This window comes from Brevibacillus borstelensis (assembly GCF_003710865.1).
Classification (GTDB): Bacteria; Bacillota; Bacilli; order Brevibacillales; family Brevibacillaceae; genus Brevibacillus; species Brevibacillus borstelensis.
The window spans coordinates 69,695-95,606 of record NZ_RHHO01000026.1 but is presented as its reverse complement, the minus strand read 5'-3'; the positions used below and the strand labels follow the sequence as shown (position 1 = coordinate 95,606).

General features: G+C 51.1%; 31 protein-coding genes. 16 read left to right on the top strand and 15 right to left on the bottom strand.

Annotation, left to right across the window (positions count from 1 at the left end; translation table 11 throughout):
• The first annotated feature begins 17 nt into the window (after nucleotides 1-17).
• Nucleotides 18-179 (top strand): aspartyl-phosphate phosphatase Spo0E family protein, encoded by a 162-nt coding sequence (locus EDM54_RS13505; RefSeq protein WP_024984100.1) that lies wholly within the window; start codon nucleotides 18-20, stop codon nucleotides 177-179.
• On the opposite strand, the gene EDM54_RS13500 is transcribed toward EDM54_RS13505, so the two are convergent.
• Complete coding sequence (locus tag EDM54_RS13500) at nucleotides 176-916, bottom strand: hypothetical protein (protein ID WP_024984099.1); 741 nt, start codon at nucleotides 914-916, stop codon at nucleotides 176-178. The genes EDM54_RS13505 and EDM54_RS13500 overlap by 4 nt on opposite strands.
• A 96-nt stretch (nucleotides 917-1,012) precedes the next feature.
• Entirely contained in the window at nucleotides 1,013-1,162 is a 150-nt protein-coding gene (locus tag EDM54_RS13495; RefSeq protein WP_003385715.1) for a small acid-soluble spore protein P, read from the bottom strand.
• A gap of 229 nt (nucleotides 1,163-1,391) precedes the next feature.
• Between EDM54_RS13495 and EDM54_RS13490 the strand changes: the two genes are divergently transcribed.
• The gene (locus EDM54_RS13490; protein ID WP_003385714.1) at nucleotides 1,392-2,267 is read left to right on the top strand and encodes a HEPN domain-containing protein; all 876 of its coding nucleotides are present in this window, start codon (nucleotides 1,392-1,394) and stop codon (nucleotides 2,265-2,267) included.
• Nucleotides 2,268-2,293: 26 nt separating this feature from the next.
• Nucleotides 2,294-3,865: an ABC-F family ATP-binding cassette domain-containing protein gene (locus EDM54_RS13485; RefSeq protein ID WP_122958334.1), complete on the top strand. Its 1,572-nt coding sequence runs from the start codon at nucleotides 2,294-2,296 to the stop codon at nucleotides 3,863-3,865.
• Between the two features lie 67 nt (nucleotides 3,866-3,932).
• Here the strand turns inward: EDM54_RS13485 and EDM54_RS13480 are convergent, their stop codons facing one another.
• Both EDM54_RS13480 and EDM54_RS13475 read right to left on the bottom strand, forming a co-directional pair.
• On the bottom strand, nucleotides 3,933-4,439 hold the full coding sequence (locus EDM54_RS13480) for a DUF6886 family protein (protein ID WP_227277615.1): 507 nt from the start codon (nucleotides 4,437-4,439) through the stop codon (nucleotides 3,933-3,935).
• A gap of 10 nt (nucleotides 4,440-4,449) precedes the next feature.
• On the bottom strand, nucleotides 4,450-5,517 hold the full coding sequence (locus EDM54_RS13475) for a phosphodiester glycosidase family protein (RefSeq protein ID WP_024984096.1): 1,068 nt from the start codon (nucleotides 5,515-5,517) through the stop codon (nucleotides 4,450-4,452).
• A 120-nt stretch (nucleotides 5,518-5,637) separates the two neighbouring features.
• Between EDM54_RS13475 and EDM54_RS26490 the strand changes: the two genes are divergently transcribed.
• The 3 genes from EDM54_RS26490 to EDM54_RS26485 all read left to right on the top strand — a co-directional run bounded on the left by EDM54_RS26490 (nucleotide 5,638) and on the right by EDM54_RS26485 (nucleotide 7,375).
• Nucleotides 5,638-5,781, top strand: a complete 144-nt coding sequence (locus tag EDM54_RS26490) for a hypothetical protein (RefSeq protein ID WP_003385710.1) — start codon at nucleotides 5,638-5,640, stop codon at nucleotides 5,779-5,781.
• A 203-nt stretch (nucleotides 5,782-5,984) separates the two neighbouring features.
• The gene (locus EDM54_RS13470; protein WP_122958332.1) at nucleotides 5,985-7,181 is read left to right on the top strand and encodes a DEAD/DEAH box helicase; all 1,197 of its coding nucleotides are present in this window, start codon (nucleotides 5,985-5,987) and stop codon (nucleotides 7,179-7,181) included.
• 38 nt (nucleotides 7,182-7,219) lie between these two features.
• Nucleotides 7,220-7,375 carry a hypothetical protein gene (locus EDM54_RS26485; RefSeq protein ID WP_003385706.1) on the top strand — a complete coding sequence of 52 codons (156 nt, stop codon included), beginning with the start codon at nucleotides 7,220-7,222 and terminating at the stop codon, nucleotides 7,373-7,375.
• Between the two features lie 24 nt (nucleotides 7,376-7,399).
• Here the strand turns inward: EDM54_RS26485 and EDM54_RS13465 are convergent, their stop codons facing one another.
• A complete protein-coding gene (locus EDM54_RS13465; RefSeq protein WP_003385704.1) occupies nucleotides 7,400-8,248 on the bottom strand; it encodes a serine/threonine protein kinase in 849 nt (282 codons plus the stop codon).
• A 151-nt stretch (nucleotides 8,249-8,399) separates the two neighbouring features.
• Between EDM54_RS13465 and EDM54_RS13460 the strand changes: the two genes are divergently transcribed.
• Both EDM54_RS13460 and EDM54_RS13455 read left to right on the top strand, forming a co-directional pair.
• Complete coding sequence (locus EDM54_RS13460; RefSeq protein WP_003385702.1) at nucleotides 8,400-9,599, top strand: DUF3900 domain-containing protein; 1,200 nt, start codon at nucleotides 8,400-8,402, stop codon at nucleotides 9,597-9,599.
• Nucleotides 9,600-9,680: 81 nt separating this feature from the next.
• Nucleotides 9,681-10,523: a DUF1444 family protein gene (locus EDM54_RS13455; protein WP_228006815.1), complete on the top strand. Its 843-nt coding sequence runs from the start codon at nucleotides 9,681-9,683 to the stop codon at nucleotides 10,521-10,523.
• Nucleotides 10,524-10,564: 41 nt separating this feature from the next.
• On the opposite strand, the gene EDM54_RS13450 is transcribed toward EDM54_RS13455, so the two are convergent.
• The 3 genes from EDM54_RS13450 to EDM54_RS26480 form a co-directional block, all read right to left on the bottom strand.
• Nucleotides 10,565-11,506, bottom strand: coding sequence for a hypothetical protein (locus EDM54_RS13450; RefSeq protein ID WP_003385699.1), 942 nt, complete (start codon nucleotides 11,504-11,506; stop codon nucleotides 10,565-10,567).
• A 22-nt stretch (nucleotides 11,507-11,528) separates the two neighbouring features.
• The gene (locus EDM54_RS13445; RefSeq protein WP_122958331.1) at nucleotides 11,529-12,578 is read right to left on the bottom strand and encodes a DUF2515 family protein; all 1,050 of its coding nucleotides are present in this window, start codon (nucleotides 12,576-12,578) and stop codon (nucleotides 11,529-11,531) included.
• Between the two features lie 87 nt (nucleotides 12,579-12,665).
• Complete coding sequence (locus EDM54_RS26480; protein WP_170208365.1) at nucleotides 12,666-12,806, bottom strand: hypothetical protein; 141 nt, start codon at nucleotides 12,804-12,806, stop codon at nucleotides 12,666-12,668.
• Between the two features lie 100 nt (nucleotides 12,807-12,906).
• Here EDM54_RS26480 and EDM54_RS13440 point away from each other — a divergent pair, with 100 nt between their 5' ends.
• Complete coding sequence (locus EDM54_RS13440; protein ID WP_003385694.1) at nucleotides 12,907-13,227, top strand: iron-sulfur cluster biosynthesis family protein; 321 nt, start codon at nucleotides 12,907-12,909, stop codon at nucleotides 13,225-13,227.
• A gap of 2 nt (nucleotides 13,228-13,229) precedes the next feature.
• Here EDM54_RS13440 and EDM54_RS13435 read toward each other — a convergent pair whose 3' ends face one another.
• Together EDM54_RS13435 and EDM54_RS13430 are read right to left on the bottom strand one after the other, a co-directional pair.
• The gene (locus EDM54_RS13435; protein ID WP_024984090.1) at nucleotides 13,230-13,679 is read right to left on the bottom strand and encodes a DUF441 domain-containing protein; all 450 of its coding nucleotides are present in this window, start codon (nucleotides 13,677-13,679) and stop codon (nucleotides 13,230-13,232) included.
• A 122-nt stretch (nucleotides 13,680-13,801) separates the two neighbouring features.
• Nucleotides 13,802-14,110 (bottom strand): YfhH family protein, encoded by a 309-nt coding sequence (locus tag EDM54_RS13430; RefSeq protein ID WP_024984089.1) that lies wholly within the window; start codon nucleotides 14,108-14,110, stop codon nucleotides 13,802-13,804.
• A gap of 162 nt (nucleotides 14,111-14,272) precedes the next feature.
• Between EDM54_RS13430 and EDM54_RS13425 the strand changes: the two genes are divergently transcribed.
• Nucleotides 14,273-15,037 carry an SDR family NAD(P)-dependent oxidoreductase gene (locus EDM54_RS13425; RefSeq protein ID WP_122958330.1) on the top strand — a complete coding sequence of 255 codons (765 nt, stop codon included), beginning with the start codon at nucleotides 14,273-14,275 and terminating at the stop codon, nucleotides 15,035-15,037.
• Between the two features lie 320 nt (nucleotides 15,038-15,357).
• On the opposite strand, the gene EDM54_RS13420 is transcribed toward EDM54_RS13425, so the two are convergent.
• The 5 genes from EDM54_RS13420 to EDM54_RS13400 all read right to left on the bottom strand — a co-directional run bounded on the left by EDM54_RS13420 (nucleotide 15,358) and on the right by EDM54_RS13400 (nucleotide 18,758).
• Nucleotides 15,358-15,999 (bottom strand): cell wall hydrolase, encoded by a 642-nt coding sequence (locus EDM54_RS13420; protein ID WP_003385690.1) that lies wholly within the window; start codon nucleotides 15,997-15,999, stop codon nucleotides 15,358-15,360.
• Nucleotides 16,000-16,112: 113 nt separating this feature from the next.
• Nucleotides 16,113-16,673: a hypothetical protein gene (locus EDM54_RS13415; RefSeq protein WP_003385689.1), complete on the bottom strand. Its 561-nt coding sequence runs from the start codon at nucleotides 16,671-16,673 to the stop codon at nucleotides 16,113-16,115.
• A gap of 6 nt (nucleotides 16,674-16,679) precedes the next feature.
• Complete coding sequence (locus EDM54_RS13410) at nucleotides 16,680-17,459, bottom strand: hypothetical protein (RefSeq protein WP_003385688.1); 780 nt, start codon at nucleotides 17,457-17,459, stop codon at nucleotides 16,680-16,682.
• An 88-nt stretch (nucleotides 17,460-17,547) separates the two neighbouring features.
• The gene (locus tag EDM54_RS13405; RefSeq protein WP_003385687.1) at nucleotides 17,548-18,246 is read right to left on the bottom strand and encodes a peptidylprolyl isomerase; all 699 of its coding nucleotides are present in this window, start codon (nucleotides 18,244-18,246) and stop codon (nucleotides 17,548-17,550) included.
• A 152-nt stretch (nucleotides 18,247-18,398) separates the two neighbouring features.
• Complete coding sequence (locus EDM54_RS13400) at nucleotides 18,399-18,758, bottom strand: response regulator (RefSeq protein ID WP_122958329.1); 360 nt, start codon at nucleotides 18,756-18,758, stop codon at nucleotides 18,399-18,401.
• Nucleotides 18,759-18,909: 151 nt separating this feature from the next.
• On the opposite strand from EDM54_RS13400, the gene EDM54_RS13395 reads away from it, so the two are divergent.
• From EDM54_RS13395 to EDM54_RS13370, 6 genes are all read left to right on the top strand, one after another.
• Nucleotides 18,910-20,058 (top strand): trans-sulfuration enzyme family protein, encoded by a 1,149-nt coding sequence (locus tag EDM54_RS13395; RefSeq protein ID WP_003385685.1) that lies wholly within the window; start codon nucleotides 18,910-18,912, stop codon nucleotides 20,056-20,058.
• 172 nt (nucleotides 20,059-20,230) lie between these two features.
• Nucleotides 20,231-20,794, top strand: coding sequence for an RNA polymerase sigma factor (locus tag EDM54_RS13390; RefSeq protein ID WP_003385684.1), 564 nt, complete (start codon nucleotides 20,231-20,233; stop codon nucleotides 20,792-20,794).
• A complete protein-coding gene (locus EDM54_RS13385) occupies nucleotides 20,791-21,867 on the top strand; it encodes a PD40 domain-containing protein (RefSeq protein WP_122958328.1) in 1,077 nt (358 codons plus the stop codon). Before EDM54_RS13390 ends, EDM54_RS13385 begins: the two co-directional genes overlap by 4 nt.
• Before the next feature lie 18 nt (nucleotides 21,868-21,885).
• Nucleotides 21,886-24,141, top strand: a complete 2,256-nt coding sequence (locus EDM54_RS13380) for a DUF8725 domain-containing protein (protein ID WP_003385682.1) — start codon at nucleotides 21,886-21,888, stop codon at nucleotides 24,139-24,141.
• A complete protein-coding gene (locus EDM54_RS13375; protein ID WP_003385681.1) occupies nucleotides 24,134-25,063 on the top strand; it encodes an ABC transporter ATP-binding protein in 930 nt (309 codons plus the stop codon). The genes EDM54_RS13380 and EDM54_RS13375 overlap by 8 nt, the downstream gene beginning before the upstream one ends.
• Complete coding sequence (locus tag EDM54_RS13370) at nucleotides 25,060-25,908, top strand: ABC transporter permease (RefSeq protein WP_035979656.1); 849 nt, start codon at nucleotides 25,060-25,062, stop codon at nucleotides 25,906-25,908. The genes EDM54_RS13375 and EDM54_RS13370 overlap by 4 nt, the downstream gene beginning before the upstream one ends.
• Nucleotides 25,909-25,912 lie beyond the last annotated feature (4 nt).

Here is a 25,912-nt window from a genome sequence, read left to right as displayed (position 1 = left end):
GGGTGGGGGTAGACACCATGGAGATTACGCAAAAGATGATTGATGATGTTCGCCGGCAGTTGGAACAAGCAGCCAAGAACGCTGGCTACAATTTTCTCGACCCGGAAATCGTAAAAATTAGTCAAAAACTGGATAAATTAATCGTTGCGCACATGATCCAAGACGGAAAACGCCCTTAACGGGGCGTTTTCCATTTCTTCATCGGATAGATGAGGTATGTGGATAATCCTTCTTTTACGAGGCGAACCTGATCGTAAAAATAGCTTGGACACAAAATCAGCTGATCTGCCTGGACGTTTTCTGTCGTTCCATCGTCACAGATCAGTTTTTGCTCTTCTTCACGATATGTAAAAAGCGGAGCAACTTTTTGCAAAAAGGCCATACAGCCTTCTGGCGTGCGTATTGCCTCGTAAATGTTCTCGGCTTCATTCACAAACAACGGAGCGATTTTTTCCCATTTTTCCTCAAAAAACAGCAGCCAATACGTTGAAAGAAATAGGGAGAACCGACCTTTGACGAATTCGGCATCCTGTCTTGCATCCTGATAGATGGCAGGAGGAGCATTACCGGTTTCTCTACCATCCTCGGGTGTTAAAAAACTTTTTGTAAAAGATGTTGTTGGCATCTGAACAAAGTAGCCGTAGAGGTCTTCTACGAACATGACCTCTTTCGTCTGGACAGGATCCAAAACATCCGGAATTGTCTCGCGAAAGATGGGAGCAAAGTACTCCCATTCTTTCAAGATCCCTTCTGAATCAAAGCCAGACAGAAGTTCCTCTGCCCAGTCGGAATGCTCCTTTGTCTGCGTTGTGTGGGCCAAGCTGTGAAGGCTGGCGGCTGCCTCAAATAGTGGAGAAACGCTGTAAGTAACGGTAGGATGAAGAGGGCTGCCGCCCGAAAGAGGGACTGAAATCATTATTGTAGACCTCCAACAAGGATACTGTTATCATCATAGTTCATCCTTGTGGGACAATTCAATCTTTGCACTGTAAAAAACAGGAAGGGGCTATCCCTATCCTTCCCGTGTCTTGATTTGACGCGAATGGTTTTCTTGTTTTACTTTTTTGGAGCCTGGCATCGGCCTGCCCGTTTGTTCCATCGGCTCGTAGGTGTTATTGTAGGTTTGGTGCGGATTTTCATCCAGCATATGCTCTTTTTCCATCGTATCCACTCCTTCCTTTTTTAGAATGCCGCAATCAAATAGTGACGAACCATAGGAAATACTGGTATTCTAAAGGGAAGTCTGTGTACAAGCATGTTGGCAGTGAAAAGGCAATCTCGGAAATACTTGCATATTTGCGAAAAGCACCGTGTTGTCATCGAATATGTTATGGTATGATTAGATATTTCACTCGATTTTTGGGCTTTCACGCAGGAAAGGAGATGACTGTATGCCGACATTGATTGCCCCAATTTTTAATACCACTACAACGAAACCGCTGCACATCGAGCTTCCCAAATCATTTCATCTTGTTTCTGGTGCCGAAAAGCCGTATAACGTCGCTTCGCGGTATCTTCGCAACGTGATGGACGAAAGCCGCTACTTGTTCGATCGAAAAGTCGACTTGACGAGTATCTTTTTGCTGGCGGAATATCCTGCGGAAACGCACGAATTAAAGTATTCGGATGAACGGACTTGGATTGAGGAGATTGAAAACAAGCTGAATCTGGCATCCACCGGGGGAATCTGCTCGATCCCATACATCATTACAGCAAAATTTCCTGTGTACGGCATTACGTACCTCAAGCGATCGCTTGATGGAGATAAATACTTGTTTGACGAAGAAGCACAGAAAATTTTCCTCGCGCTTATGGAGGAGGGAATCACGCTGCCGTCATTGGCGCTCAGACGTTATTCCCTGTCATTAGAAAAGAAGAGCCTGGAAGACCAATTGCTCGATCTCTGGATCTCGCTGGAATCCCTCTTTGCCCCTGACGGGAAAAAAGGGGAGATTACCTACAAGCTTCGTTTCCGCATGGCGTATTATTACGGAGACACGCCCGAGAAGCGGGAAAAGATCGCACAATTTGTCAAGAGCTCCTACAACCATCGCTCTGAGATCGTCCACAGCGGAAAAGAGCATGGGGATTCGCTGGCTGACGAAGTCAAGCTGCTCAGGCAAATGGCCCGTGCCGTTATTTTGAACACGGCGATGGAAAAGATTTCGTTAAACGAACTTCGCCGCCGTCTCGATGAGCAAGTTTTAACAGGGTCCAGCTACGAATTGCGTTATCAGCCGAAATTCTTTGAGAACGTCTCCTTTTGACGTAAGAATATTGCAGGAGGATCTTTATGAGTGTTTTGATCGTTGAAAATTTATCACATGGCTTTGCGGATCGCGCACTATTCCGCGATGTCAATTTTCGGCTGCAGCCCAATGATCGGGTCGGATTGGTCGGTGCCAACGGTACGGGCAAGTCCACGATGATGGGGATTTTGACCAAGCAGTTGATTCCTGATCAAGGGAAAATCGAATGGATGCCGAAGGTTCAATACGGGTACTTGGACCAGCATACAAAATTGCAGGCGGGCAAAACGATCCGCGATGTTTTGAAGGATGCTTTCTTGCCTTTGCTGCAAGAAGAAGCCGAAATGCTGGCGATTGGCGAGAAAATGGCAGAAGCGACTCCTGAAGAGCTGGAAGAGCTGCTGGAGCGCATGGGAGAAATCCAGGACCGTCTGGAGAACAGCGGCTTTTATCTGATCGATGCCAAGGTGGAGGAGATCGCGAATGCGCTCGGTCTGACTGCCATCGGTCTGGACCGCGATGTGTCCGCGCTCTCTGGGGGTCAGCGGACAAAGGTGCTTTTGGCCAAGCTTCTGCTTGAAAAGCCAAGCGTGCTTTTGCTCGACGAGCCGACCAACTACCTGGATGAAGAGCATATCACCTGGCTGAAAGGGTACCTCAAAGAGTATCCGTACGCCTTTATCCTGATTTCCCATGACACCTCGTTCATGAATGAAGTCGTCAATGTGATTTACCACCTGGAGTTCACCAAATTGAACCGGTATACCGGGAATTACGAGTCTTTTTTGGCTCAGTCCGAAATGAAGCGCTCCCAGCACTTTGACGCCTACGAAAAGCAAAGAGAAGAAATTTCCAAAATGGAAGATTTCATCGCCCGCAACAAAGCTCGTGCCTCTACATCCGGACGGGCGAAAAGCCGCCAAAAGCAGCTGGAAAAAATTGAGCGGATCGACAAACCGGAAACTGCGGCAAAACCAACCTTCATTTTCAAGGAAGCCCGTGCAAGCAGCCGCTTTGTCTTTACGGCAGAGGATTTGGCGATCGGCTATACCCATCCCCTCCTGCCCAAGCTTACGGTCAGCCTCGAACGCGGGGAAAAGGTAGCAGTCGTCGGTATGAACGGTGTGGGAAAATCGACGTTGTTAAAAACAATGCTGGGGATGATCCCGCCATTGGGCGGTAAGCTGGATCGCGGGGACTTTTTGTTCCCGGCTTACTTCGAGCAGGAGGTAAAGCCGAAGCCAGTCACTGCTCTGGATGATGTCTGGAATGAGTTTCCACACATGAACAACCACGAAGTACGGGGGGCACTTGCTCGCTGCGGTCTGAAAAACGAGCACATCAATCGTTCGCTGACAGCTTTATCTGGCGGTGAACAGGCGAAGGTGCGGCTGTGCAAGCTGCTGCAGAGAGAGGCCAACTGGCTGGTTTTCGACGAGCCGACGAACCATCTGGACGTTGTGGCCAAGGAAGAGTTGAAGCGAGCTTTAAAAGAGTTCAAAGGGACTGTATTGCTCGTCTGCCACGAGCCCGAATTTTACGAGGACTGGGTGACACAGGTCTGGAACGTGGAAGAGTGGAGTCTCGATCAGGCCAAAAAACCGATCAAATTGTAATAACAAACAGGCAGCCATTTTGACGGGCTGCCTGTTTTCTGTTTGCGGATATTTTTGAATCCGGTCATTACAGCCGGGCATTTCGCAGACGGATCATGGAAAACTGCATCGTGGAATCGAGCAGGGAATCGTGCAAGGGCTTCAAAGAAGGAGTGAGACGAAGCTCCACGTTTGCTTGAGTCAGGCAGTCCAGCAGATCGCCCATTGGCTCCACGGATAGAGGCGTAACTGTCTCGTGGCAAACATAATAGCCGGCCCCATGATCCCAGCAAACAAAGGGGTTGGGAGGGAACGTATACTTGTACAGCTTTGCTTCTTTGATTCTTTGATACCATGCTGACTCTGCAGCGATGATCATGGAAGCATCCGAGTATCCCATAAACCGGGCGGCATCCTCAGGCGTGGTCTTTGCCGAACGGCCAAACCCGATCCGGGGACAGTCCCGCGGGAAAAAGTACAGCGGGGATTTCTCCTGGTCGATCGCCCAGACTACCGGTGCCAGAGACGGATGGGATGGATGCGGTCGCGGATGAAAGCAGATGATCGACGGGTCTTCGCTAAAGTGATAGTACAAGCCAAACCTCCTATATAACTGCCCAGGCATTAGGCAGATAGCGGCCGCGGTAATACGGGCAGGACGTTTTCGTGATCGCTTCGTTATTATGCAGCATCATCGAGCTCGAGCCTCCGTCCATCGCCATCGCGGTAACCACTCCGCGCTCAGCCAGCAATTCGGCGATATCGTTCATGCTGGCGCCGATTGAATGTCCAGGCTGGCGTCCGTCAATGACGACAAATACGATCGTTCCGTCTTCCTTCTGACCAATGGCTGTCCTCGGCTGAATCCCCCAGCTTTTTGCCGGCTTGTCCGCGAACAGATTTTTTCCATTGACGATGAGCTGCGGACGGAAGCTCATGGCGTCTTTCACGCCCATGTCCACTAGCTGTTGGGCTGTGTAGTTCCCTGTGATCAGCTTCCCGTCAAAAGTGATCCCAAGCGCTGTTTCCCCGCCTTTTGCGTTGTAGTTCTGCAAAATCTTTCCATCCTTGATCAAAAGTCCAAACGCTTTGACGCCATTTCCGTAACCATCGGGATCGGAGAAGCCGCTCGCATTTACAATTCCCAGAGCGTTGTGCTTTTTGACAAATTCATCGAGCAGCTCGCCGCGATCCTTCCGATTGGAGACGAGCAGTTGAACGCGTTTCGGATCGCTGATATACATGATCTTTCCTTTAAAGTAATAATTGCTGCGCTTTTCGTCGATTTCCTCGATTTCAATCAATTCCTTTTTTACTTCCGGAATCGCTACAGCAGATGGTTCATCCACCGGCTCATCCTTTGGCGTGTTCGTGGTTTCGTCTGCCGAGTTAATGACGACGGGATTGCGGATTTGCTGTTTGAGAGCCTCCAGCTTCTCCTCCGGCAAAAATGTATAAGGCGCCCAGTAATCGTGCTGAGTCGTCAGCAGCGTGCCTGCGGCCCATTCCCGAAGCTCCTCTCCCGTGTCGGTAGCGAACAGAAATGTAGCTCCGAGAAGCATAAAGGTAGCGGCGGTCATCGTGCCCATAAATAGAAGGCGTTTCAATAGCCGCCAGGGGCGGTTTCGTCGTTGGCGTCTTTTTCTCGTACGAGTGCGTGATAAAGTTTGCATGGTGACCCTTCCTATAAAATGTAATAAGTTCTCTGTAATAGATTGACGAACGGAGCGTAAAAAAGTTTCGTGAAACAGAAAAGCAACATCCGGACAAAATAACCGCAGGAGGTGATAGTGATGCGCGGCTATGATGAAGAGTTTCAAAACGAGGTGGAGGCGTATCGGGAAAATCCCCCGGGAACCCATAATCAACGGACGGAGAAGGATCGGCATGACAAGATGGAAAAGCGGGAGACCCGTCTTGACTCGAACAATCGGTGACCGATGAGCGAAATCCTCCAGGCGGATTTCGCTTTTTTCACAGCAAAGACGGTGTTGAAAAGATGAGGAGTTGCCCAGGACAATGATACTGCCCGGCAATGGCAAGGTTGGCTTGGGCGAGTGCAGAAACCGCGCTGTTTCGCACAGGCGCAAAATGTGGTAAGCTTACCCAAGCACGATAAAGCAATGCCAGGAGGGTTTTTGTGAGCACCACGTTTGCAGATTTTACATTAAGCGCACCGTTGATGGATGCTTTGCGAGAGCAAAAAATAGAGCGGCCGACGCCTGTACAGGAGGAAGCGATTCCTCTCATTCAGAGCGGCCGAAATGCATTGGTTGAATCACCTACCGGAACGGGAAAGACGCTTGCTTACCTGCTCCCGCTGATCGATCGTCTGGATACCGAGTCCAAAGACATACAACTGCTCGTTTTGGCACCTACGCACGAGCTCGTCATGCAAATAACGAAGGTCGCGGAAGGCTTGCTTGCCAAGAAAAACATGTCGGCAGCGGCAATCATCGGAGGAGTGGACGTAAAGCGCCAATTGGAGCGGCTGAAGAAACGCCCCTCACTCGTAGCTGCCACCCCCGGTCGACTGGTTGAACTTTTGGAAAGTCGCAAGGTAAAGGTGCATGAAGTCAAAGCAGTCGTCGTCGATGAGGCAGATCGCTTGCTGGATAGCGGCTTCCTTCGATCCGTGCAGGAAGTGATGCGCCGGGTGATGCGAGATACCCAGCGGCTCTTTTTCTCTGCGACACTCCCTGACGCGGTTATCGAACTAGCGTCCGAAATGGCAAACGATCCTGCTTTGATCAGGGCATCGGGGCCGGAGAATGCCATTGGCGTCGTTCACATGTATCTTGTCAGCGAACCGCGGAAAAAGGTGGATACCCTGCGGCGTCTCCTGCGGTTGGTAAATGTTCGGGCGGCTATCGTCTTTGTCAATCAGATCGACAAGGTAGAGGAGATTGTCTCCAAGCTGGAATACCATCACCTGCCGTGCCGTTTCCTGCACCGCGACACGAGTAAAGAAGAGAGGGCCAGGGCCTTGCAGCAGTTCCGCGAAGGCGTGTATCCGGTCTTGATCACGACAGACGTCGCGGCACGGGGCCTGGATATACCGGAAGTGGAGTGCGTCGTTCACTTTGATCCAGCCCCTGACTCCGATACATACGTGCACCGCAGCGGACGAACAGGGCGAATGGGCAGGGCTGGACTCGTCTTTTCCATCAGCACACCCCAGGAACTGTTTATTCTCCGGAAATTTTCAAAGCAAACCGGGCTTGCCATCATGGAAAAGGTCATGTCTCACGGGCAATTGCTCGACCCCGAACAGGCCAGGGAAGTCTCAAACGAAAGACGTCCGGTACATAAGAAGCGGCGTTTTGAAACAAAGTAGGAGTGGGTTCACCATTCTTTTGTCCACAGGAGGTTCCCATGCGCAAAGATCGGTTGTATGAGGAAGATTTGCTGGTCAATGGTCCCGCCGGCGGAGAAGAGCTCTCGAAGCATGAGCGTCAGACCTTGCGTCGTGAAGCGGGGGAACTCAAGCAAAAAATGGAGAATGCCAAGCAGGAGCCAATCCGCAAGTAATGCAAAAAGAGCAGATACCCCAAGCTATGACGAGGGTATACTGCTCTTTTTCATCTTCTGGTTGCGGATAAAGGCTTTCAGCTCATGCAGCCATTCGTCCACATCGGCATAGCCTTGATCGATGTGCAGGAGTCGCCTGATCATCGAGGAGACCTCCGGCTGAAGTGTCAGCTCTTCTTCCCAGCTTCGCTCTGGCTGGTTCTCGGGCGGCGTATACCCGGTGTAAAGCAGAAACAGAAAGAAGTGCCCGAGGGCGTAAAGGTCGCTTGCAGGTTCAACACGGCGTTTCAACTGTTTTTCCTCCGGATAGCTGCTCATGTCATCTGCGATGTAGGTTGGCGAATCTCCGTAAAAGCGCGCCAGACCAAAGTCGATCAGGTAAGGGGTCCCCTTTTGCCAGATCACATTCGGTATTCGCACGTCTCTATGAATGATCCCTTGCTTGTGCAGATAGGAGACAAGTTCGCCGACCCGGAGCATGAATCGGGCCGCCTCGTACTCGCCGAGGACAGCTTGCTCGTCAAACAGCAGTTCTTCCAGCGTCGGTCCTTCTATATATGACATCGCCAAAAAGGAATCACCCCGAAAATGAAACCGTTCCATAAAACGGGGCATTTGCGGGTGGCAAAGAGCCTGGAGAATACGCTGCTCGTATGCTTGCATGGCTTCTCCTTTTGGGCTATGGCGCAGGCTAGGCTTTACCTGTTTGAGGACGATCAGCTCACTTGTCACTTCATCACAGGCAAGGTACGCGATCCCGTAGCTGCCCATTCCGAGTACGCGATCGACAGTGTACTTCCCGATGCGAGTCCCGATCGGATAGGGCTTGTCTCGAACGGTTTCATTCCACCAAGCGACCAGTCGTTTCCACATGAATAGATCCTCCTCCTGAAACCATCATACCATAAGCGGCAGCGAGTCCATTTGAAAAGGAAGCGCCTTTCATGCTCCGAAAAAGGCTGACCGTTTCTTCCGCCATTTGTTATAATCAGTTCTGTTACTTGTCAGACAGGAGCGGAAGCGTATGAATTTTGTAATCGATTGGCTTTCATTTTATCTCATCGAACAGCCGGAGGAAGAGAGCGGGAACAAGCAGGTACGGATGACCCGCCATTTGTCTGGAGATGAATATGAGAAGAGTGAGCTGCGGGAGTTTCTGGATGGCGAGTTTGCCCGCATCGCCAAGCGAAAGGCAGAGATGAATCCGAAGAGTGAAGCAAGCCCGACCAAACTGGGCCGGTTTGTGATCGAAGAGGGCCATCCGCTGGAGGCGAACCCCAACTATGCCCTGCTGAATCGTTTGCTCCAGGCCGTCACCGTAGGAGAGAGCAAGCAGCCATCGCAGGAGCTGGTGCAATCGTATCTGCGTACATCGCAAGTGAGAGGCGGGGTCCTGATCGTGGTGCGGACCCGGTTGGAGACCTTGGACGAGCCGTTCGTCTTCATCCTCAAGTGCGATTTTGAACAGAAAACAGCGGTAATTACCGATGAACACAGTCTCATTTCCAATGTGCAAATGGCTATTAATGCCAAAAACATGAAGTCCTTGATGTATCCGAATATGATTGAAACCGGCATGAACGACCCGTATCACGTCAAAATACACCAGTTCTCCCATGCTCGCTATTTTGAGGAATTTTTGCGCTTTGTGGAGTACCCGCAGACGGTGACGCAACTGATTTCGGAGGAAGTGCTCACGCTGGCCCGGCAGCATATCGAGCTCGTCTACCCCGAGGCTTCTGAAGAGCGGCAGCGGGCGGAGGAAGAGATCGAGCTGATTGCTGCAAGCCCGAAGCGCGAACTGGCGGAAAAATGGGACCATGAGACGGTGATGGAAGCCGCCCAAATTCTTACCGACAGGCAGCCGGAAATTGAGCTGAAGTGCAAGCTGGACCACATGCAGGTAAAAGCGCTGCTTGCTGATTACGGGAACAATTTTCATATCGCCAAAGTGAACGGCCGATACGTCATTTTGCTGGATGGGGACTTTTTGCAGTTCGAAAGAGGGGTGTCTCCCGTCGAGTTTTTAAAGCCGAAGGATCTTCATGAAATTGTTCGAGAATTGGAGAGTCGCCAGCCTGGCCCAGGCTACGCCCAGTCGTATGCGCCAACTGTTTCCGAGAAGCCGCCATGGAATGACGCGGATGCCGGACCCGGCAAACCCGCTCAAGGTATCCCAACAAATCGGCAAACACCTCCCGACGACACCCCGCCATGGGACTAAAGCTCGGCAACAGCAGGTGAAACGGAGGCTCGCTTGCGGCCAACAGGAGTATACTTTCAAAAAGAAACGGGTGGATAGGTCATGGAAAACACCAATCGACAATCTCTCATGCAAAAGACGGTGGAATTGTTGAACAGACAGCTTCCGGCAGGTCTTTCCTGTGTGGGAGGGGATGGAGAAATCCGTATCGTGGAAACTGAATCAGGCAAGCAATTGATCGCTGGGCTGCCGTTAACGCCGCTTTTTGTCCGAGCTGAAAAGACTCCGCAGGAAGCTGCCGAACTGACGCAGGCGTTCGCCAGGCGTGTGCTCGCCATTGTTCAGGGACATTTGAAGCCGATGACCTTGAAAGGTGCGGAAAGCCATATATATCCCGTCCTGAGGCATTCCTCGTTTGTGAAGAAAAACCCGGAGCGCTGGGTCCATCGCACGCATACGGAACAAACGTCGATCCTGTACGCTTTGGACGATGCAAAAGGCTATCGCCTGATCGAACAGGAAATGCTCGTCAGTGCCGGTTGGACAGCGGAAGAGCTGCATCGGCATGCCATCAGCAATCTGCAACAACTGCCGATCCCGAAAAAGCAGCAAAAAGTAGGGCCAAACACAATCACCTTTATTGCGGCTGCGGACGGGTATGCGGCAAGCAGAATACTGCTGCCCTCGCTCATCGAAGAGATGGAAGCGTCTCGGACAGGAGATGTTCTGGGTGTCGCCATTCCCCACCCGGATGTACTGATCTTCGGTGATTTGCATGGCGACTCGGGGGCTGAACTGCTGTCCAGACTCACCTATGACTTTGCATCCAAGAGCTCGATGCCGATCTCGCCGCTTCCGTTCGTCTGGGAAGCTGGGGAGCTTATTCCGATCGTTGTCGTCACGCATGAAAAGAAGAAAGGGGCCGGACCCGGAGCCAAGAGCTAAGGCCGTTTGGAGCCTCGGCCTCCTCGTGGCTATTCTCTCGCCTAGAAGCGGACATCTCCCGTCTCCAGCGCAAGCTCCATGAAGCGGCCAGCTTCATGGATGAGCCAGTAGGGACGGCGAGGCCCTTCGATGTACAAGGCTTGGGCGGTATCGAGCATGCGGGTTACCCGCGCGTAATCGCCCATCCGCAACGCGCAGACACCCATCGCCATCCACGGGTAAGGATCGTCCGTCTGGAACCGTTCGAACTGTGGAAAGGAGCTTGTGATACGCTGATACAGCGAATGCGCGATCTCTGGCGGAGCAATGCCGTACATAATGGGAAACGCCTGTGAAGTGGCATCCGGGTACCATTTGCGCCAATTGGGGAAGCTGCGGTTGAAGACCGCAAACGATTTTCGCAGCGGACTGTACATCCGGAGGATTCCCTGCCGGCAGGCCTCTGCCCGGAGCTTTGCTTCTCTGCAGGCTGCATGGTTTTCGAGCAGGGAGAACAGAAATGCGGCATCCTCCAGCCCCTTTGCGACCTCGCAGTTATCCATCAAGTATTTTACCCGATAAGAGCTCTTCGCCCACGTCAAACCGTCCTTCTGTTGCAAACGGGCGATTCCCTCCAGGAGTTCCAAGCATTCCTGCTCACGATCTCTCAACCATTCCCTGTCGCCTTCGTACCGCATCAATTCTGCCACCAGACTGAACCATGTGGCGTGGTAGCTGTCCTCGCTGTCTGCCGTGCCCGTGTCTTCCAGGCGTTCGCCGCGAACGAGGAAGTCATTTACATAGCCGTGTTCATTCCTGTTCCGCAAATACCAATCTGCATGGCTCTGCACGTTTTTACATTCACCCAGTCTGATCAGGGGGATCAAGGCGAGATTCGTGAAGTAAGGGTTGACCTGTTTTCGATCAGGCCCCAGTAGAAAGGTGCCAGACGGCAATTGACAGTCCAGTATGTATTGCTTCTGTAAACGTACAGCCGCTTGCATCAAACACAGCCTCCCGCCTTTTCTATGGGCTAAAAGCAGTGACAAATCTGACGCCCCACTCAATCATATGCAGGGAACGGATGTATTTCTCCTCGTCAATGGTAGGCAGATCAGACCGCTCATCCAACTCCGCATGCCATTTGTCGTCGCGATACCAGTCTACCCCGTCTGCAGGCGGATGCTCCTGATCAGGCCAAGCGGCAGTCAGTGTCGGACTGTACAGCTTGTGAGTGCCGGGACGAAGCTCCGTGCCTTCCATTCGCGGGGTGTATGCGACATGCGCATCCACTGCATGCGGCCGCGGCGAAAAGAGATGGGGCCAGTAGTCGGCACGCGAACCGGAATGGGGAATCCGCTGCGCCCATTCGTATATTTTTGCCAGGCGGACAGGATTGTCAAAGAGCAGTTGGTACAAGGCTTTGCCCGTAGCGATGCGCTGCTCCAGGGAAGGAAAGCGTTGAACGGTCATGCCGCAAATGCGGAGTCTGCGATCGGTCGGGTGCTCCTTGTAAGGAAAGAGTACCTGATTCAAAGAGAGGACTGACTGGGCAAAGAAAGCCGGGCTAAAGAAAATGTGCTTCTGCGCAAAGGGCTTGTCCACTACTCTTTGCTCAATGTACTGCTGTTCATTGACGATCAGCGCACGGGTCAAAAGCTGGCTGTCGCGTTTGTGTAGAAAGTCTTGCCAAATCGGCTGCATAAAGCGTGAAACACCCAGATCCGGCAGGAAAAGAGTCAAGTCTTCATTCGCGTCTTTCATTTTTTCGTAAAGCAGCAGCTGGGCGTAGGCATCGTGGAAAATAAGCCAGTTGCAGCGTTCGAGAAACCAAAACGTCCGCTCCACCTCACTTGCGTCCATGAGACGGGGGAGCCACTCTCCTTTCAGATCGGTCATATTCCACCCGCCATTGCGAGAGACAAGATGGGCTAGCAATGCCCAATGCACCTCAGGATGCTTCTGAAAAAAATCAAGGTACGCCTTGGTGCGAGTGAGGTTGTTCCGATTGGCTTCATTCGTTGCGCGCCTGATCTCTGCCACCAGCCCGCGCTCTTCTGTAAGAATTGGTTTCATCCAGATCTGCCTTTCTGATATCAGTCTGTCGGTTGTGTTTCATCCACCGTTCCAGTAAAAAAGCAGGCCGCCGTGGTGACCCGCTTTTTATCCTATCATTTCCAGTACGAGAAGACGCACCAATAGATTTTCTTTGGCCTCTTCCCATGTTTTCCCAAACTTAATGATACGCTCTGATTGGTATTCCATTTCTGCGATAAACATGCCGTCTTGCTCGTAGATGTTCATAAACGATCGTCTCCTCCAAAAAGCCTTTCAACCATTGTATGCTATTATGGAAGAGATGATGCATCAACAACAAAGCCGAACCCGGGAGTGGTGAGCACAGATGAAGATAACAGCAACACAGACAGCAATCGCGATTCTGCGTCCTATGGCCGCAGAGAGGGGGCAAGCAGTACGGATCAATGGAGAATTGGTGGGAGGCTGCGGGATGACCGTCGAATATGGCTTGTTTTGGGATGACCCCGCCCCAAGTGACCAGATAACCGAAGAAGCAGGTGTAACCTTCCTGTTGGACGCAGAGACAGTGGATTACATCGGGAGTGATTCGCTCGTTGTCGATTATCGGGAGCAGCAGGGGTTCCGACTGGTAACCCCTGAGCAAATTGTCGCCTATGGGCTGCGTGTCAAAGGAAGATGGGAGTAAGATTACTTGGGGAAGAATTGCAAAATGAAGGCGAGCATACCCGCCGCGATAAGTGGACCGACCGGTACACCGCGAAAAAACGTCACGCCAATGATCGTACCTAGCAGAATGCCGGTCACGACCAATGGATTTGCTGTCATCAGGGTGACTCCTCTGCCTCCCAAATAGGCAACGAATATCCCGACAAAAACGGCGACAATCGACTGCCAGTGGGTGAAAATAGAGAGGATGGTCTGCGGGCTGATCTTTCCGCTTGCCAGTGGCGCCAAGACGCCGATGGTCAACACGATGATGCCGATCTGTAAGCCATACTGTTCCAGGAAGGGAAAGGCCTTCTCAACATGGAGCAGCCTGACCAGAAGCAATACAGCGACGGCGATGGAGACAGCGGAGTTATTTCCGAGAATGCCCATGGCAAGCAGGGCTAGCAGCATCAGATTAATAATGTCCATGTTTACAAATACTCTCTTTCTTTTTGCCCCTATTATACCCGAGTAAAGCGGAGTCGTGGCAATCTTTTCATGAGAAAAGCCGGTCTTGTATCTGCCAAGACCGGCTTTCATACATACACCAGCTATACCCACAACTCCAGCATTCCGACAGGGAAACCGACAGCCTCGGGTGAATCGGGAAATTTCCCCCAGGCAAACACGCCATTGAAATACTCAATCGTAAATGGTTGATCGTGCTCATGGACGCGATAGGTTCCGCCGATCCGAAATTCATCGGTCCCGATGTAATACGATTTGGCCATAAAAAACTTTTGGCGATAGATGGCCAATTGCGACGAGTCGCCGAGTTGCTTATTTTCTTCGATCAAGAGGCGCAGACGCTCCATCTCTTCCTGCAGCTCAGCCAAGGTCATTTGACTTAACAATCGCACGCCGACGACCTCCTTTCCATGCCTTCCATTGTAACAGGAAACAGGGGAATTGACTATGTACGGCGAATGCTAAACGAGGTCGGCAAAGCACTTATAGGATAGAAAGACCAGGTATAGAGGATAAAGTCAGCAAAATTCAGCACGAAGAGGAGGATGAGGAACTTGAACCGATTTGATGTAACAGGAAAAACGGCGGTCGTAACCGGAGCAGGCAGAGGCATTGGCAAAGCGTTGGCGCTGGGATTGGCCGAAGCAGGGGCGAAGGTGGCTTGCGTAGCTCGCACAGAGACGGATATCCGCGAAGTGGTACGGGAGATCCAACAGATGGGTGGTACAGCTTTTGCGATCCAGGCAGACCTGACAGAGGACGCGGCTCCGGAGATAGTAGCTGCTTCGGTGATGGAAAAATGGGGTCGCTGGGACATCTTGATCAACAACGCCGGCATGAACATCCGCAAACAAGCGCTAGACGTATCAACGGAGGACTGGGACAAGGTCGTTGATCTTAATCTGAAAAGCACATTTCGCATGTGCCAGGCCGCAGGCAGAATCATGTGTGAGCAGAGGTACGGACGCATTGTCAATATTGCCTCGGTAGCGGGGCTGGTCGCCTTGCGGACGGGAGTAGCCTACGGTGCGAGCAAATCCGGGGTAATTCATATGACAAGGGTTCTTGCCTTGGAATGGAGCAAGTACGGCGTCAACATAAATGCGATCGCTCCCTGGTATTTTCGGACTCCGCTTACAGAAAAGCTCCTGGATGATCCAGCATTTCTGCAGGAAGTGCTGAGCCGTACTCCGAGCGGACGGATCGGAAATGCAGAGGATTTGGTCGGGCCGGCGATTTTCCTTGCTTCCGATGCTGCTGCATACATATCCGGCCAGACAATTGCAGTTGATGGAGGGATGTCCGTTTACGGGTTCTAGACAGAACCCTCTTTTTTTGCAAAAAAAAACAGCACTCCCAAGGGGAATGCCAAGTTTTGGGGGCGATTGAGAAAAATGTCGATTGGCCCAAAAGAAGCTGCTTTGCTCTCACCCAAAGCAACGATCTTCATCCGGCATTTTCACAGTAGGCATAACTAGATAATCAAGAGACCTAATCATGCGTACTGTGAGAAATCGTGAACTTTTCTCAATGCGTTGAAAAAGTGCTTACGTATAGAAATGTAACAGAAAAAGGTTAACTGTTGATAAAATAAAAATAAAGTAATATTAAATTTAATTCACAAATCTGATGTCCGGCCTTATCGGGCAAACACATGATTCTTGATACGGAGCGTTGGCGTTCTGGACCAGATCCAATCCGACGTTGCCGTTTTTGGATTGAAAAAGTAAAGAGCTCCCCCAGAAGGATCCCGTCCGTTGACCGCATCGCTCACAGCCTTTCTCGCCGTCTCATTCGTTTTTTGTGATAAACGGCCGTTTTGTACGGGCGAGAATGCATTGCGGGCAAAAATGACCTCTCGAACCGTGTTTGGGAATTGAGGAGACTCTACCCGATTCAACACGACCGCGGCGATGGCCACTTGTCCCTCATACGGTTCTCCCCGGCCTTCCGCGTAAACCAACCGGGCTAACAGTTCCATATCTCGTTTCGAGATTCTTGCTTTTCCGTTTCGAATAGCGATCCGCTGATCGTCTCGACTCGCTCGAACGGATGTGCGTTCTTCTTTTGCAATGCGAGGTTTTGAACCATTCCGTGAAGATTGCTTGTCCGCCACCTCGGCTTTCGCTGGCTGCATGTCACCCTTCAACGGCAGAGAGGGTCCCCACTTGATAATCTGGGGGGCAGTTGCGTTCGTCGGGGTGACAAACAAACAAAGCAACAATAAAACAAAGCTGTTTAGAAAGAAGAAAAAGCGCATTCGCGCTTCTCGTGTCATCACGATCAAAACCACTCCTTTTCGCTTTTTGCTCGTGTGTCGCGGAAGCGAATCAGGTCATGTGCCAGTTTACCTGTGGATTGGAAGTGGTTCAATAGGAGATTGGTTCCATAGAACTATTTACTAATTGCTGATTGGCGTGCTGCAAGCCGGACCAAGATGAGGGAATACAAACAGCAGAAGATAAAAATCAGCTGCGGGATAAAGAGAAGCGCAACTATTCCGTCGACCGAATGGGGGAGGAGCGGCGAGGTAAACGCCACTGCCAGAAACGCATATAACAGTATTTTTTGAGCCCCTTCGAGCTTCTGGGCAAAGTCGAGGGAGCCTTGCATTTTGGCGACGGAACAGATCGCCTGGTACATGGTGTAGATTATCAGGAAATGAAATATGGTTTGAATGCTTTCGAGAAAAGGTGTCAAGGGATAAGAAAGTATCGGTTTTCCCTCTTCGCTCCCGGGGAGAATGACTGTCAAGGCTACCCGATAAATGACGGACAGGACCGTCATAAACATGGCCGTACGGAAGCGGAGATGTAGCGAGACCAAGGCTCGGAATCCGAGAAAGAGCAGCACGTAACCGATGAAGTCAGGCAACAGATCAATCCCTTGCACACGGAAGGATATCAAGAGAAAAAGCAAGCCCCACCATATTTGCAAATACGCTTTTCGATACACGACGGGTTATCTTCCTTTCCGGATGGCTTGGAGTAGTTGATCGCGATCGCTTCTGGCGCGGAATGGCACTTCCTCTACGAATTCAGTGCCATCAGAAGTTCGGAAGTGCAGATGTATCGTTCCGGCGAAGCTCACACCGTCCTCAGATACTACGCGATAAGAAACCTTGAGCGGCTCCCCTTTCGAGAAAGAGAGTGTCTTGCCCTTTTCCCACAGGGAGTCATTGATCGAAACTTCCAAATCTTTTGCGGATACGGCGGCGGGCAGGAAGGTTACATTTGTAAGCAGTGCATCTTTTGCAAATCGGGAAGTGGCGCTGCCCTCATTTTCCGAGCCTCTGCTGTGATAACCGCTTAATACTGTTGAAGGCTCTCCTTCCCGCTCTTCATCCAGATAAAGCTCACCGATGTCGACCATCTGCGAGGAGCCATCCGAAAAAGTGACCTCCAGCTCTGTTATTTTCTTAGGAATGTCGGATTCGTTTGGAATGATAAATTGAACTCCGCGATAGCTCACATAATTGTCTAGATGATAATTGCCGTCACCGCCGGAGGCGCGGATCGCCGAAGGAAAACCGGGTACAACAATGCTTCGCACCTCTCGGGGGTCATTCGTATTTTTGACGAAGGATAGATTCCATACATATCCTTCATTGAAGAGGGGCAGGCGCTCGTAGTGGCGCAGTATATACAGTTCACTGAGGGTTTTGTGCTCGTACCAAGCGATACTCAGAACCCACATGACAAGCCAGATGGCACTGGCTGCAAAGATTGTCTTTTTCTTCATCCATGTACACCTCAAAAGAAATAGACGCTCGGGATTGGTAAAAGTTTCAAAAGAAAAGCCGCCGGTTTTAACCGACGGCTTCGATGCATTATTTTTCTTCGATCGTAATGGTTTTGATGGTAACGGGTTGCTCCGGTACGCTTTGCTCGTTGATGAGCGGGTTTGCTTTTACTTTGACGGCGGCGATTTTGTGGACTACATCCATGCCGCTTACGACCTTGCCAAAGATGGTGTAGTTAGGCGAGTTGTTCAGTCCCTCGACATCCTTCCCTGATCCGATGAAGAATTGGCTGCCGTTTGTGTTGGGGCCGACATTGGCCATCGCGACGATGCCTTCTTCATATTTGTGGCCGTTGTTGAGTTCATCCTCAAAGTTGTACCCAGGGCCGCCGGTTCCATCGCCTTTCGGGTCGCCGGTCTGGATCATGAAGTCTTTGATCACGCGGTGGAAGGTCAGGTTGTCGTAGAACTTGTCCTTCGCCAGGAAAACAAAGTTGTTGACTGTTTTGGGAGCGTCTTTGGCAAACAACTCCACCGTAAAATCTCCCAAAGAGGTCGATACTTTTGCAGTATACTTCTTGTTCGTGTCGATCGACATGGCTGGGTATTCCTTATATTTTCCCGGAGGCGCCGGCTGAGCCGGGGTCTTGTCCTTTTCTTTCGGCTGTTCTTGAGTCGGTTGATTATTTGTATTTTCCGGAGAGGTAGACTCGTTATTGGAACTACAGCCGATCAAGAGTCCGATTGAGAGCACAATCGTGAAGATAGCCAGTAAGGATTTCTTCATCTAGTCATCCATCCTTTCGTAATATCCTTGATTCACAACACACATTATCATACACTTCACCATCTCGTCAAAATGCGGCAGGGATATGGAAAAGTTGAGGAAACTTATGAAGAAAGAAAAAAATCCTCTCGTGCAAGAGAGGATAGAGCATGCTAGCCGATCACTTTTTTTATCGCTTCATGAACCCTGTCAGGATGAAATGGTTTTACGACAAAGTCTTTTGCCCCTGCCTGAATCGCAGCGACGACCATGTGCTGCTGACCCATCGCGGAGCACATGATCACTTTTGCTCCCGGATCAATCTGCTTGATTCCCTTTACAGCGTCAATGCCTTCCATTACCGGCATGGTAATATCCATCGTCACCAAATCCGGTCTCAATTGGTTATATTTTTCAATGGCTTCCTGACCATTCTCGGCTTGTCCGATGACCTCGTGCCCGCCCTTTTGCAAAATATCAGTCAGTTGCTTCCTCATAAACGCTGCGTCGTCAACCACTAAAATCTTAGCCATGTATTGTTCTCTCCTTGCTTCTTGGTGTACAGGGACTATATACCCATTCGCTCGCAGGACTAAACCTGCGCAACGTTGAAGGATCGTCACTTGATCGACAGAGGTAGGCACATGATATAATGTTAGGAAATGTGACATTGGAGGGGTTAGCGTGGCAGACCGCTTTGAAACCAAAACCGTACATATTGGACACGAACCGCTGAGACAGGTAAAAGGGAAAGCTACTCCCATCTACCAGACGTCTGTTTTCGCTTTCTCGAGTCTGGAGGATGTTGAGCGATATTATGCCGGAGAAGGGGAGTTCTTGTATACACGAAATGGAAACCCGAACCAGCATGAGCTGGCGGATACTGTGGCCCGCCTGGAGGAGGCAGAAGCGGGAGTCAGTGCTGCTTCTGGAATGGGAGCGATTATGGCTGGTCTGCTTTCTGTCCTGGGACCGGGGGACCATGTGCTTGCCTCTCATGAGATTTACGGAGGCACTTATCATCTGCTGTTTCACGAATTGGCCAAACTCGGAATATCTGCGGAGGGCATTGATCTGAATCGTCTTGATTCGCTCGACAAGCATATCCGTTCCAACACCAAGCTGTTTTTCATGGAAACGATCACGAATCCTTTGCTGACGGTTGTCGATATGCCCTATTGGATTCAGCAAGCAAAAAGCTACGGTCTGACGGTCATGGTCGACAATACGTTCGCGACCCCCTATCTGGTGCAGCCAACGCTCTTCGGAGCTGATCTGGTAGTGCACTCGGCAACCAAATACATTGGGGGTCACAGCGATGTAACGGCTGGTGTTCTGGTCGGGTCGAAAGAACTGATTGAGCGTGCCCGACAAGTGATAGTCAACTACGGGGCGTCTCTCAGTCCGTTTGAAGCCTGGCTGACCGCGCGGGGACTCAAAACATTGGCGCTTCGCATGGAAAAACAATGTGACAATGCCAGCAGGGTCGCTCAATTTCTCAAGGACCATCCGGCTGTAAAAGAGACGTTTTACCCGGACGCGGAACACACCGCCTTCTTCGTCCGTCCAAAGCAGGGGGCGATGGTTTCATTTACGCTTGCCGATGAGAGCCGGGTGTACGATTTTTATCGTTCCTTGCGTTGGATCAAGCTCGCTCCTTCGCTGGCTGGCGTGGAGACAAGTGTCTCTCATCCAGTAACGACCTCGCATCGGGCCTTGTCAGAGGAGCAGCGTTCCGCAAGCGGAATCACCATGGGGCTGGTCCGTTTGTCGGTAGGGATTGAGGCGGCAGAAGATATCATGGAAGAGCTTAATCGGGCATTGTTGACATGATTTTCCAACACCTTACCTTTTTTAACAATTTTTTTCGCCAAATCCTGTAACATTTTACCCATTTGAAACGTAGTACTTTGATGTAGTCCAAAAGGGGGGAAGCTCCTGCAATGTCGATTTTTTGTACCCAATTTTGTACCCAAGATTCGTCTTGCAGCGGGTGACGAACAGTATGGAGATGGCGATTAAGCGATCGGAAGGGCCGTCCACCGAGTCATCAAATCAATATTTTGAAGCGCGCGATTTTAGCGAACTGTACGATGAGTACTTTGACCGGGTAAACCGCTATCTTCGCTGCCGAGTCCGGAATTCTTGGGACGCGGATGACTTGACCACGACGGTCTTTTTAAAAGCGCTAGAAAAATTTGAACAATACAGCAGAACCAGTCCCTTTGCATCCTGGATTTTTCGGATTGCCCACAACACGTATGTCGATTTTATGCGAAAAAACAGGGAAGTGCCGGTGGATCAGGAAATGTTTGTGGGAGCGGAAGCAGATGAGACGTGGCAGCCGGAGCGGTTGACACTGTTGAATGAAGATATTCGCATGCTTCGGGACCGTCTGGAATTATTGACGCAGGACCAGCGGGATGTGCTGACGCTGCGCTATTTTGCCGACTTGAAAATCAGCCAAGTGGCAGAAGTGTTGGGGAAAACGGAATCAAGCGTAAAAATGATCTCCTATCGGGCTTTGCATCAGCTCCAGAGGATGTACGAAAGGGGAGACAACCAATGAGAGACCAAGAGCGCTTCCCCAACGACGGTTATGACGAAGGTACCATTGCACAGCTTCTCTCCCACCTTCAGGAACTTAGACGGGCAGTACCGGTTAACTATATGCTCAAAGAAAAGTTGAAAAAGCAATTGCTTCAACGGATACAAGAGCTAGAGCAGGAACGGAAACGAGCGCAGACGAGCCAGAAAAGCGGCAAAGCCCGCCGTCTGCTGCTGGTGACAAGCGGCGGCCTTCTGTTGCTGCTTCTTGCTGTATGCTTCGGTATGTGGGGAGACAATACTCCGTCGGTGCGTCACTACTCGGTGATGACGCTCGCCACCGATGGGACGGAGCCGCTGGTTGACCTGAATGCGGATGGTACCGTTGTTGCCTACGTGGAAGACAAGAGGGTTGTCAAGTCAAGAGAGCCGGATCATTCGCAGTCACAAGGGACCCTTGTCCTTTCCGATGGCGGCGGTGAGTATACGGCAGTAGCCTGGTCAAATCGCGGAAAACAACTGGCTGTTGTGGAACAGGCAGAAGAGTTTTCGCGTTTGTGGATTGTCAGCTTGGCAGATGAGAATCGTCCTTCGAGCAAACGGCTCCTGAAAGAAGAAAAAGGCGTTGTACTCGGAGCTCCAAGCTGGTCGCAATACGATGAAAGCATCGCCTATACGCGGCAGACGAGCGATGGAACCGAGGAGATTTGGGTCAGCAGCACCGTAGCCATGCAAGACTGGAAGCTGGTCGAGGGAACGCAGCCGGAGTGGTCGCCTGACGGAAGGTTATTGGCTTTTGTAAAACAGGACACCGTCCACGTTATGGAAGTACGGTCGGGGGCGGTCACAAAGCTGGAGGCAGGCGTATGGCCATCATGGAATAATGACGACAGCCTTACATTTACCACACCGGATGGAAAAATGAAGCAAGCCCAGATGAGTCAAGACCCGCCTGAGATACGGATTGTTCCCATTCGAAGATTAGGGGATGGCGCATTGGTCAAGGCTCAGTGGTCCAGCGACCGCAACCACCTGCTTTTGACTCAAAAGCAAAAGGGTGAGACGAAGACCATAATTTCAATTGCGTCACGATGACGAGCGGAGGATAGAGGCATGAAATGGAAATGGCTGCTCGCTTTGATAGTGCTTTGTCTGGGGGCAGCAGCTGCACCCGCAGCTGCAGAAGGGAACTACGAGATAACCGTTAATGTCCCTCTTGATGGCATTGTCAAATACGATTCCTGGATGAGGCTGGAGGTAGCGGTAACAAGCAGAGACAAGCCTTTTTCCGGGACGGTAGAATTGCGAAAAGATCCTTACAGGCAGCAAAGCCGCAAGGTCATACTGAAACAGCCCTTGACCTTGCAAGAGGGAGAGAAGAAACAGATTTTTTTCGATCTCCCGGCCGAAATGATGATGAACGACTGGAAGCTGCACCTGGTCGAGAATGGCAGGACGGTGAAAAGTGAAAAAGTACGATTGCCCTACCCCAGAGACGGTATCATCATAGGCGTGTTGCACTCCGGCGACAGCGCCTTTCACTTTTTGGCAATGAACCAACCTGGTCCCGGTGTCAGGGCGCCTTATATCGTCCACAATTTGTCACCCGAGCTGATGCCTGAGGTGCCGTGGCAATATAACAACCTGGATATTTTGGCGCTAGGTGGAAATGACGTTTCGGCCCTTGGAGACAAGCAAGTAGAGGCGATCAAACTCTGGGTCAAGCAAGGCGGGGTTCTCATTTTTTCGGCAGGACCGGATCAACCGAGGGTATCGGAGAGATTCTCGGACCTCCTTTCCTTGAAATCACACGAGCATGGAAAAATATCAGCAACGGAAGGTCTCCGTCCATACCTTTCGGAAAAAATCATACCTTCTCTTGACATCCCTGTTTACGATGAGCGTCAGCCTTTATTCGTCTCTCGGAAAATGGGCGAAGGGTTATTTCTGTTTGTCAATTACGATGTTTCGCAAGAACCGTTGGCATCTTGGCAATACAACGCACAGCTCTGGCAAAACGTCTTTCAACAACACGGCATTCAGAACACCTTGTCAAATAATATGTACTTTGACCAGCTTGGGCGTCCGTCTTTGGAACTGAGCAGACAGATTCCGCAGGTAAGAACGCCTGACCCGGTCATGATGGCCGGATTATGGGTGCTGTATGTACTCATCGTCGCTCCCGTTTTGTATTGGCTCTTGAAACGCAAAGAGAAACGACAATGGGCCTGGGCCATCATTCCAGGGGCGGCTGTCTTGCTCAGTACAGGGATATTTTATCTGGGCAAGCCTATGGTCGTATCGGAAGACGTCAGCTATGCCGTGACAAAGGTTCGTTTGCTGGATAAAGAGGCGGCGGAGGCGATGACCGCTTCTTCTTTCCTGGTCGTAAGCGGCGGGAATTTTGACGTCGATACCAAACCGGGAACCGTGGCGGTACCGCTGTCTGTCGGACGAAATGATTACGAGCCGGAAGGGATGGTCGCGGAAGGGAAAAACAGTGGTGACAGCATTCTGACGTTTCAGAATGTCCCGTATCTGACCCCCCGGCAAACGGTAGGATTCAGCATGCTGCGCGATACAGGACAAATCGAGACCCATCTCCGGGTAACAGGAGACCGCATCACGGGCAGCATCAAAAACGATACCGTGTTTTCGCTTGAACAAACCTATCTGGAGGTTGGGTTTCAGCGCATCCCGATAGGAAGCCTGAAAAAGGGGGAGGGAAAGAATATCGATGTAAAGCTGGAGTCTCTGTACATTCCTCGTCAAACATTTTCCGAGGGTGAAGAGACGCCGGAACAACGCGTTCGCCGCATGCAGGATGATGTCCTGGCATATGGCAGTGGCAACACGATCCGAATCAAGGGTATCAATCAGGAGCCGCTTTCTCCTTTCACGCTGAAGCTTCCCCATCGGGACCATCACTGGAATGTCATCGCGCAAAATGTTCAGCTCGAACCGGATGCAAATGGCTACATCACATATCCATTCGGGATGCTGCGTGTCGATATCCACGAAGTAAAAGGCGATTTCGATTCCAACAGTGATGGTCTCTGGGAGCTGTCCAAAGGCAGTGCAACCTTTGCCCTGCAATTGGGCGAGGCCCTGCAGACAGCGGTTCAATTGACCGTGCCTCTCGACCACAGCATGTTTCGTCCCTTCGAAAAAGAGGTCTTCCATCAAAAGAGCGGCAAATGGATGCCGCTGCCAAGGGATAAACGGCTGATGCTTGAGAAGGAGCTTCGTGAGTACCTTACCCCCGATGGATCGATTCTGATCCGCTTCTCAAATCCGGGAGAGCAACGCCTGGCATTGCCGATGCCGTATTTCCAGGTGGAGGGAAAGGAGCGCAAGCAAAATGATTGAGACCATTCACCTAAGCAAGAGCTATGGCAAGGTGCAAGCACTCATCGATCTCCAGCTACGGATCGAGCAAGGAAAGGTATTCGGGTTTATTGGCCCAAATGGGGCGGGGAAATCCACGACGATGATGATCCTTTCGACATTGCTGGAGCCAACCGAAGGCGAGGCGTTCGTCTGCGGTTACGATGTGCGGAAGGAACCGGCTGAGGTCCGCCAGTCACTCGGCTACATGCCCGACTTTTTTGGCGTGTATGACAATTTGACAGCTGTCGAGTACCTTGATTTTTACGCAGGTGCCTTCAAAATAGCTCCGCATAAAAGAAGCTCGCTGATCGCAGACCTGCTGGAGCTGGTGAATCTGTCGGACAAAGCGGAAGCCTATGTTGACTCCCTGTCCCGCGGAATGCAGCAGCGGCTCAGTCTGGCTCGATGCCTGATCCATGACCCGCAGGTGCTGATTCTGGATGAGCCGGCATCCGGTCTGGACCCCCGGGCGCGAATCGAGCTCAGGGAAATTTTAAAGCAGCTACGCTGTATGGGGAAAACGATCCTGATCAGCTCGCACATTCTGCCAGAGCTGGCTGAGCTTTGTGATGACATCGGAATTATCGAAAAAGGCCGATTAATCGCTTGCGGCGGATTGGATGAAGTGAGCATTCGGGCGCGCGGAGTGACACTGATGATGGTGAAAACACTCAGAAATCACCATCGGGCAGCGCTTATCTTGGCCGAAAACATGTTTGTGGAAGATTTGGAGGAAAACATGGACGGTTTTCGGTTTCGTTTCATCGGAAGCGACCATCAGAAAGCGGAGCTGCTGCAAAAACTGATCGAGGCAGAGGTAGCCGTGTCGTACTTCGGTGAGTCCAGTGAGAATCTGGAGGCTGTCTTCCTCGCCATCACGGAAGGAGTGGCGGGAAGATGAAGTCGTCATCATTAAATCCGATCATCGTCAAAGAGCTGCGTGAACGTTTTCGCTCCAAAAAAACAGTTTGGACATTGGCACTGTTTTTGTTGATCATGGGAGGGATTCCGCTTGGCTTTTTGATCGTCAATCCGATCAAAGCCGGAAGCCTCGGGCAAAACAAAGACCTGTTCGTCATCTCGGCAGCCCTTCACTACGCCATGATCTGCTTCGTGGCGCCGGCCTTGACGGCGGGCGCGGTAAGCGGCGAGAGAGAGCGGCAGACACTGAACATCCTGCTGACCACTCAACTGTCGCCGAGGACGATTATTTGGAGCAAGCTGTTTACTTCGCTTGCCTTCACATCCTTGCTCGTGATTGCATCCATGCCTCTGTACAGTATCGTCATGCTGTACGGCAGCGTATCCCCGGAACAGCTCCTGACACTGGCTCTGTTCTTCGGTGTGAACATCATGTTCCTCGGATCGCTCGGGCTTTTTTGTTCCACCTGGATCAAGCGGACGGCAGTCAGCACGATCATCGCGTACGGCATTGCATTCTTTTTTGTCGTGGTAACTGGTCTGCTCTTCCTCTTTCTCGGAGAGATTCTGATTCAACTGACCCCTGATCGGTCGCTCCAGCAGGAAGTGTGGGGCAGGCCGGAGCTTCAATACCTTGCCGGGATCAATCCGGTGATCGTGCTGTTCGCCATACTGGGCGAGACAGTACTGCCTACTATTCGCTTCGATTTCACCCCTTGGCTGTTTTTTTCGTGCTTCTATTTGGTACTGAGCATTTTGCTTGTCTTATGGAGCGCATATCTCTTGAGGCCGATCCGGCGAAAATGGTGGAGTTGGAAGAAGTAGAACA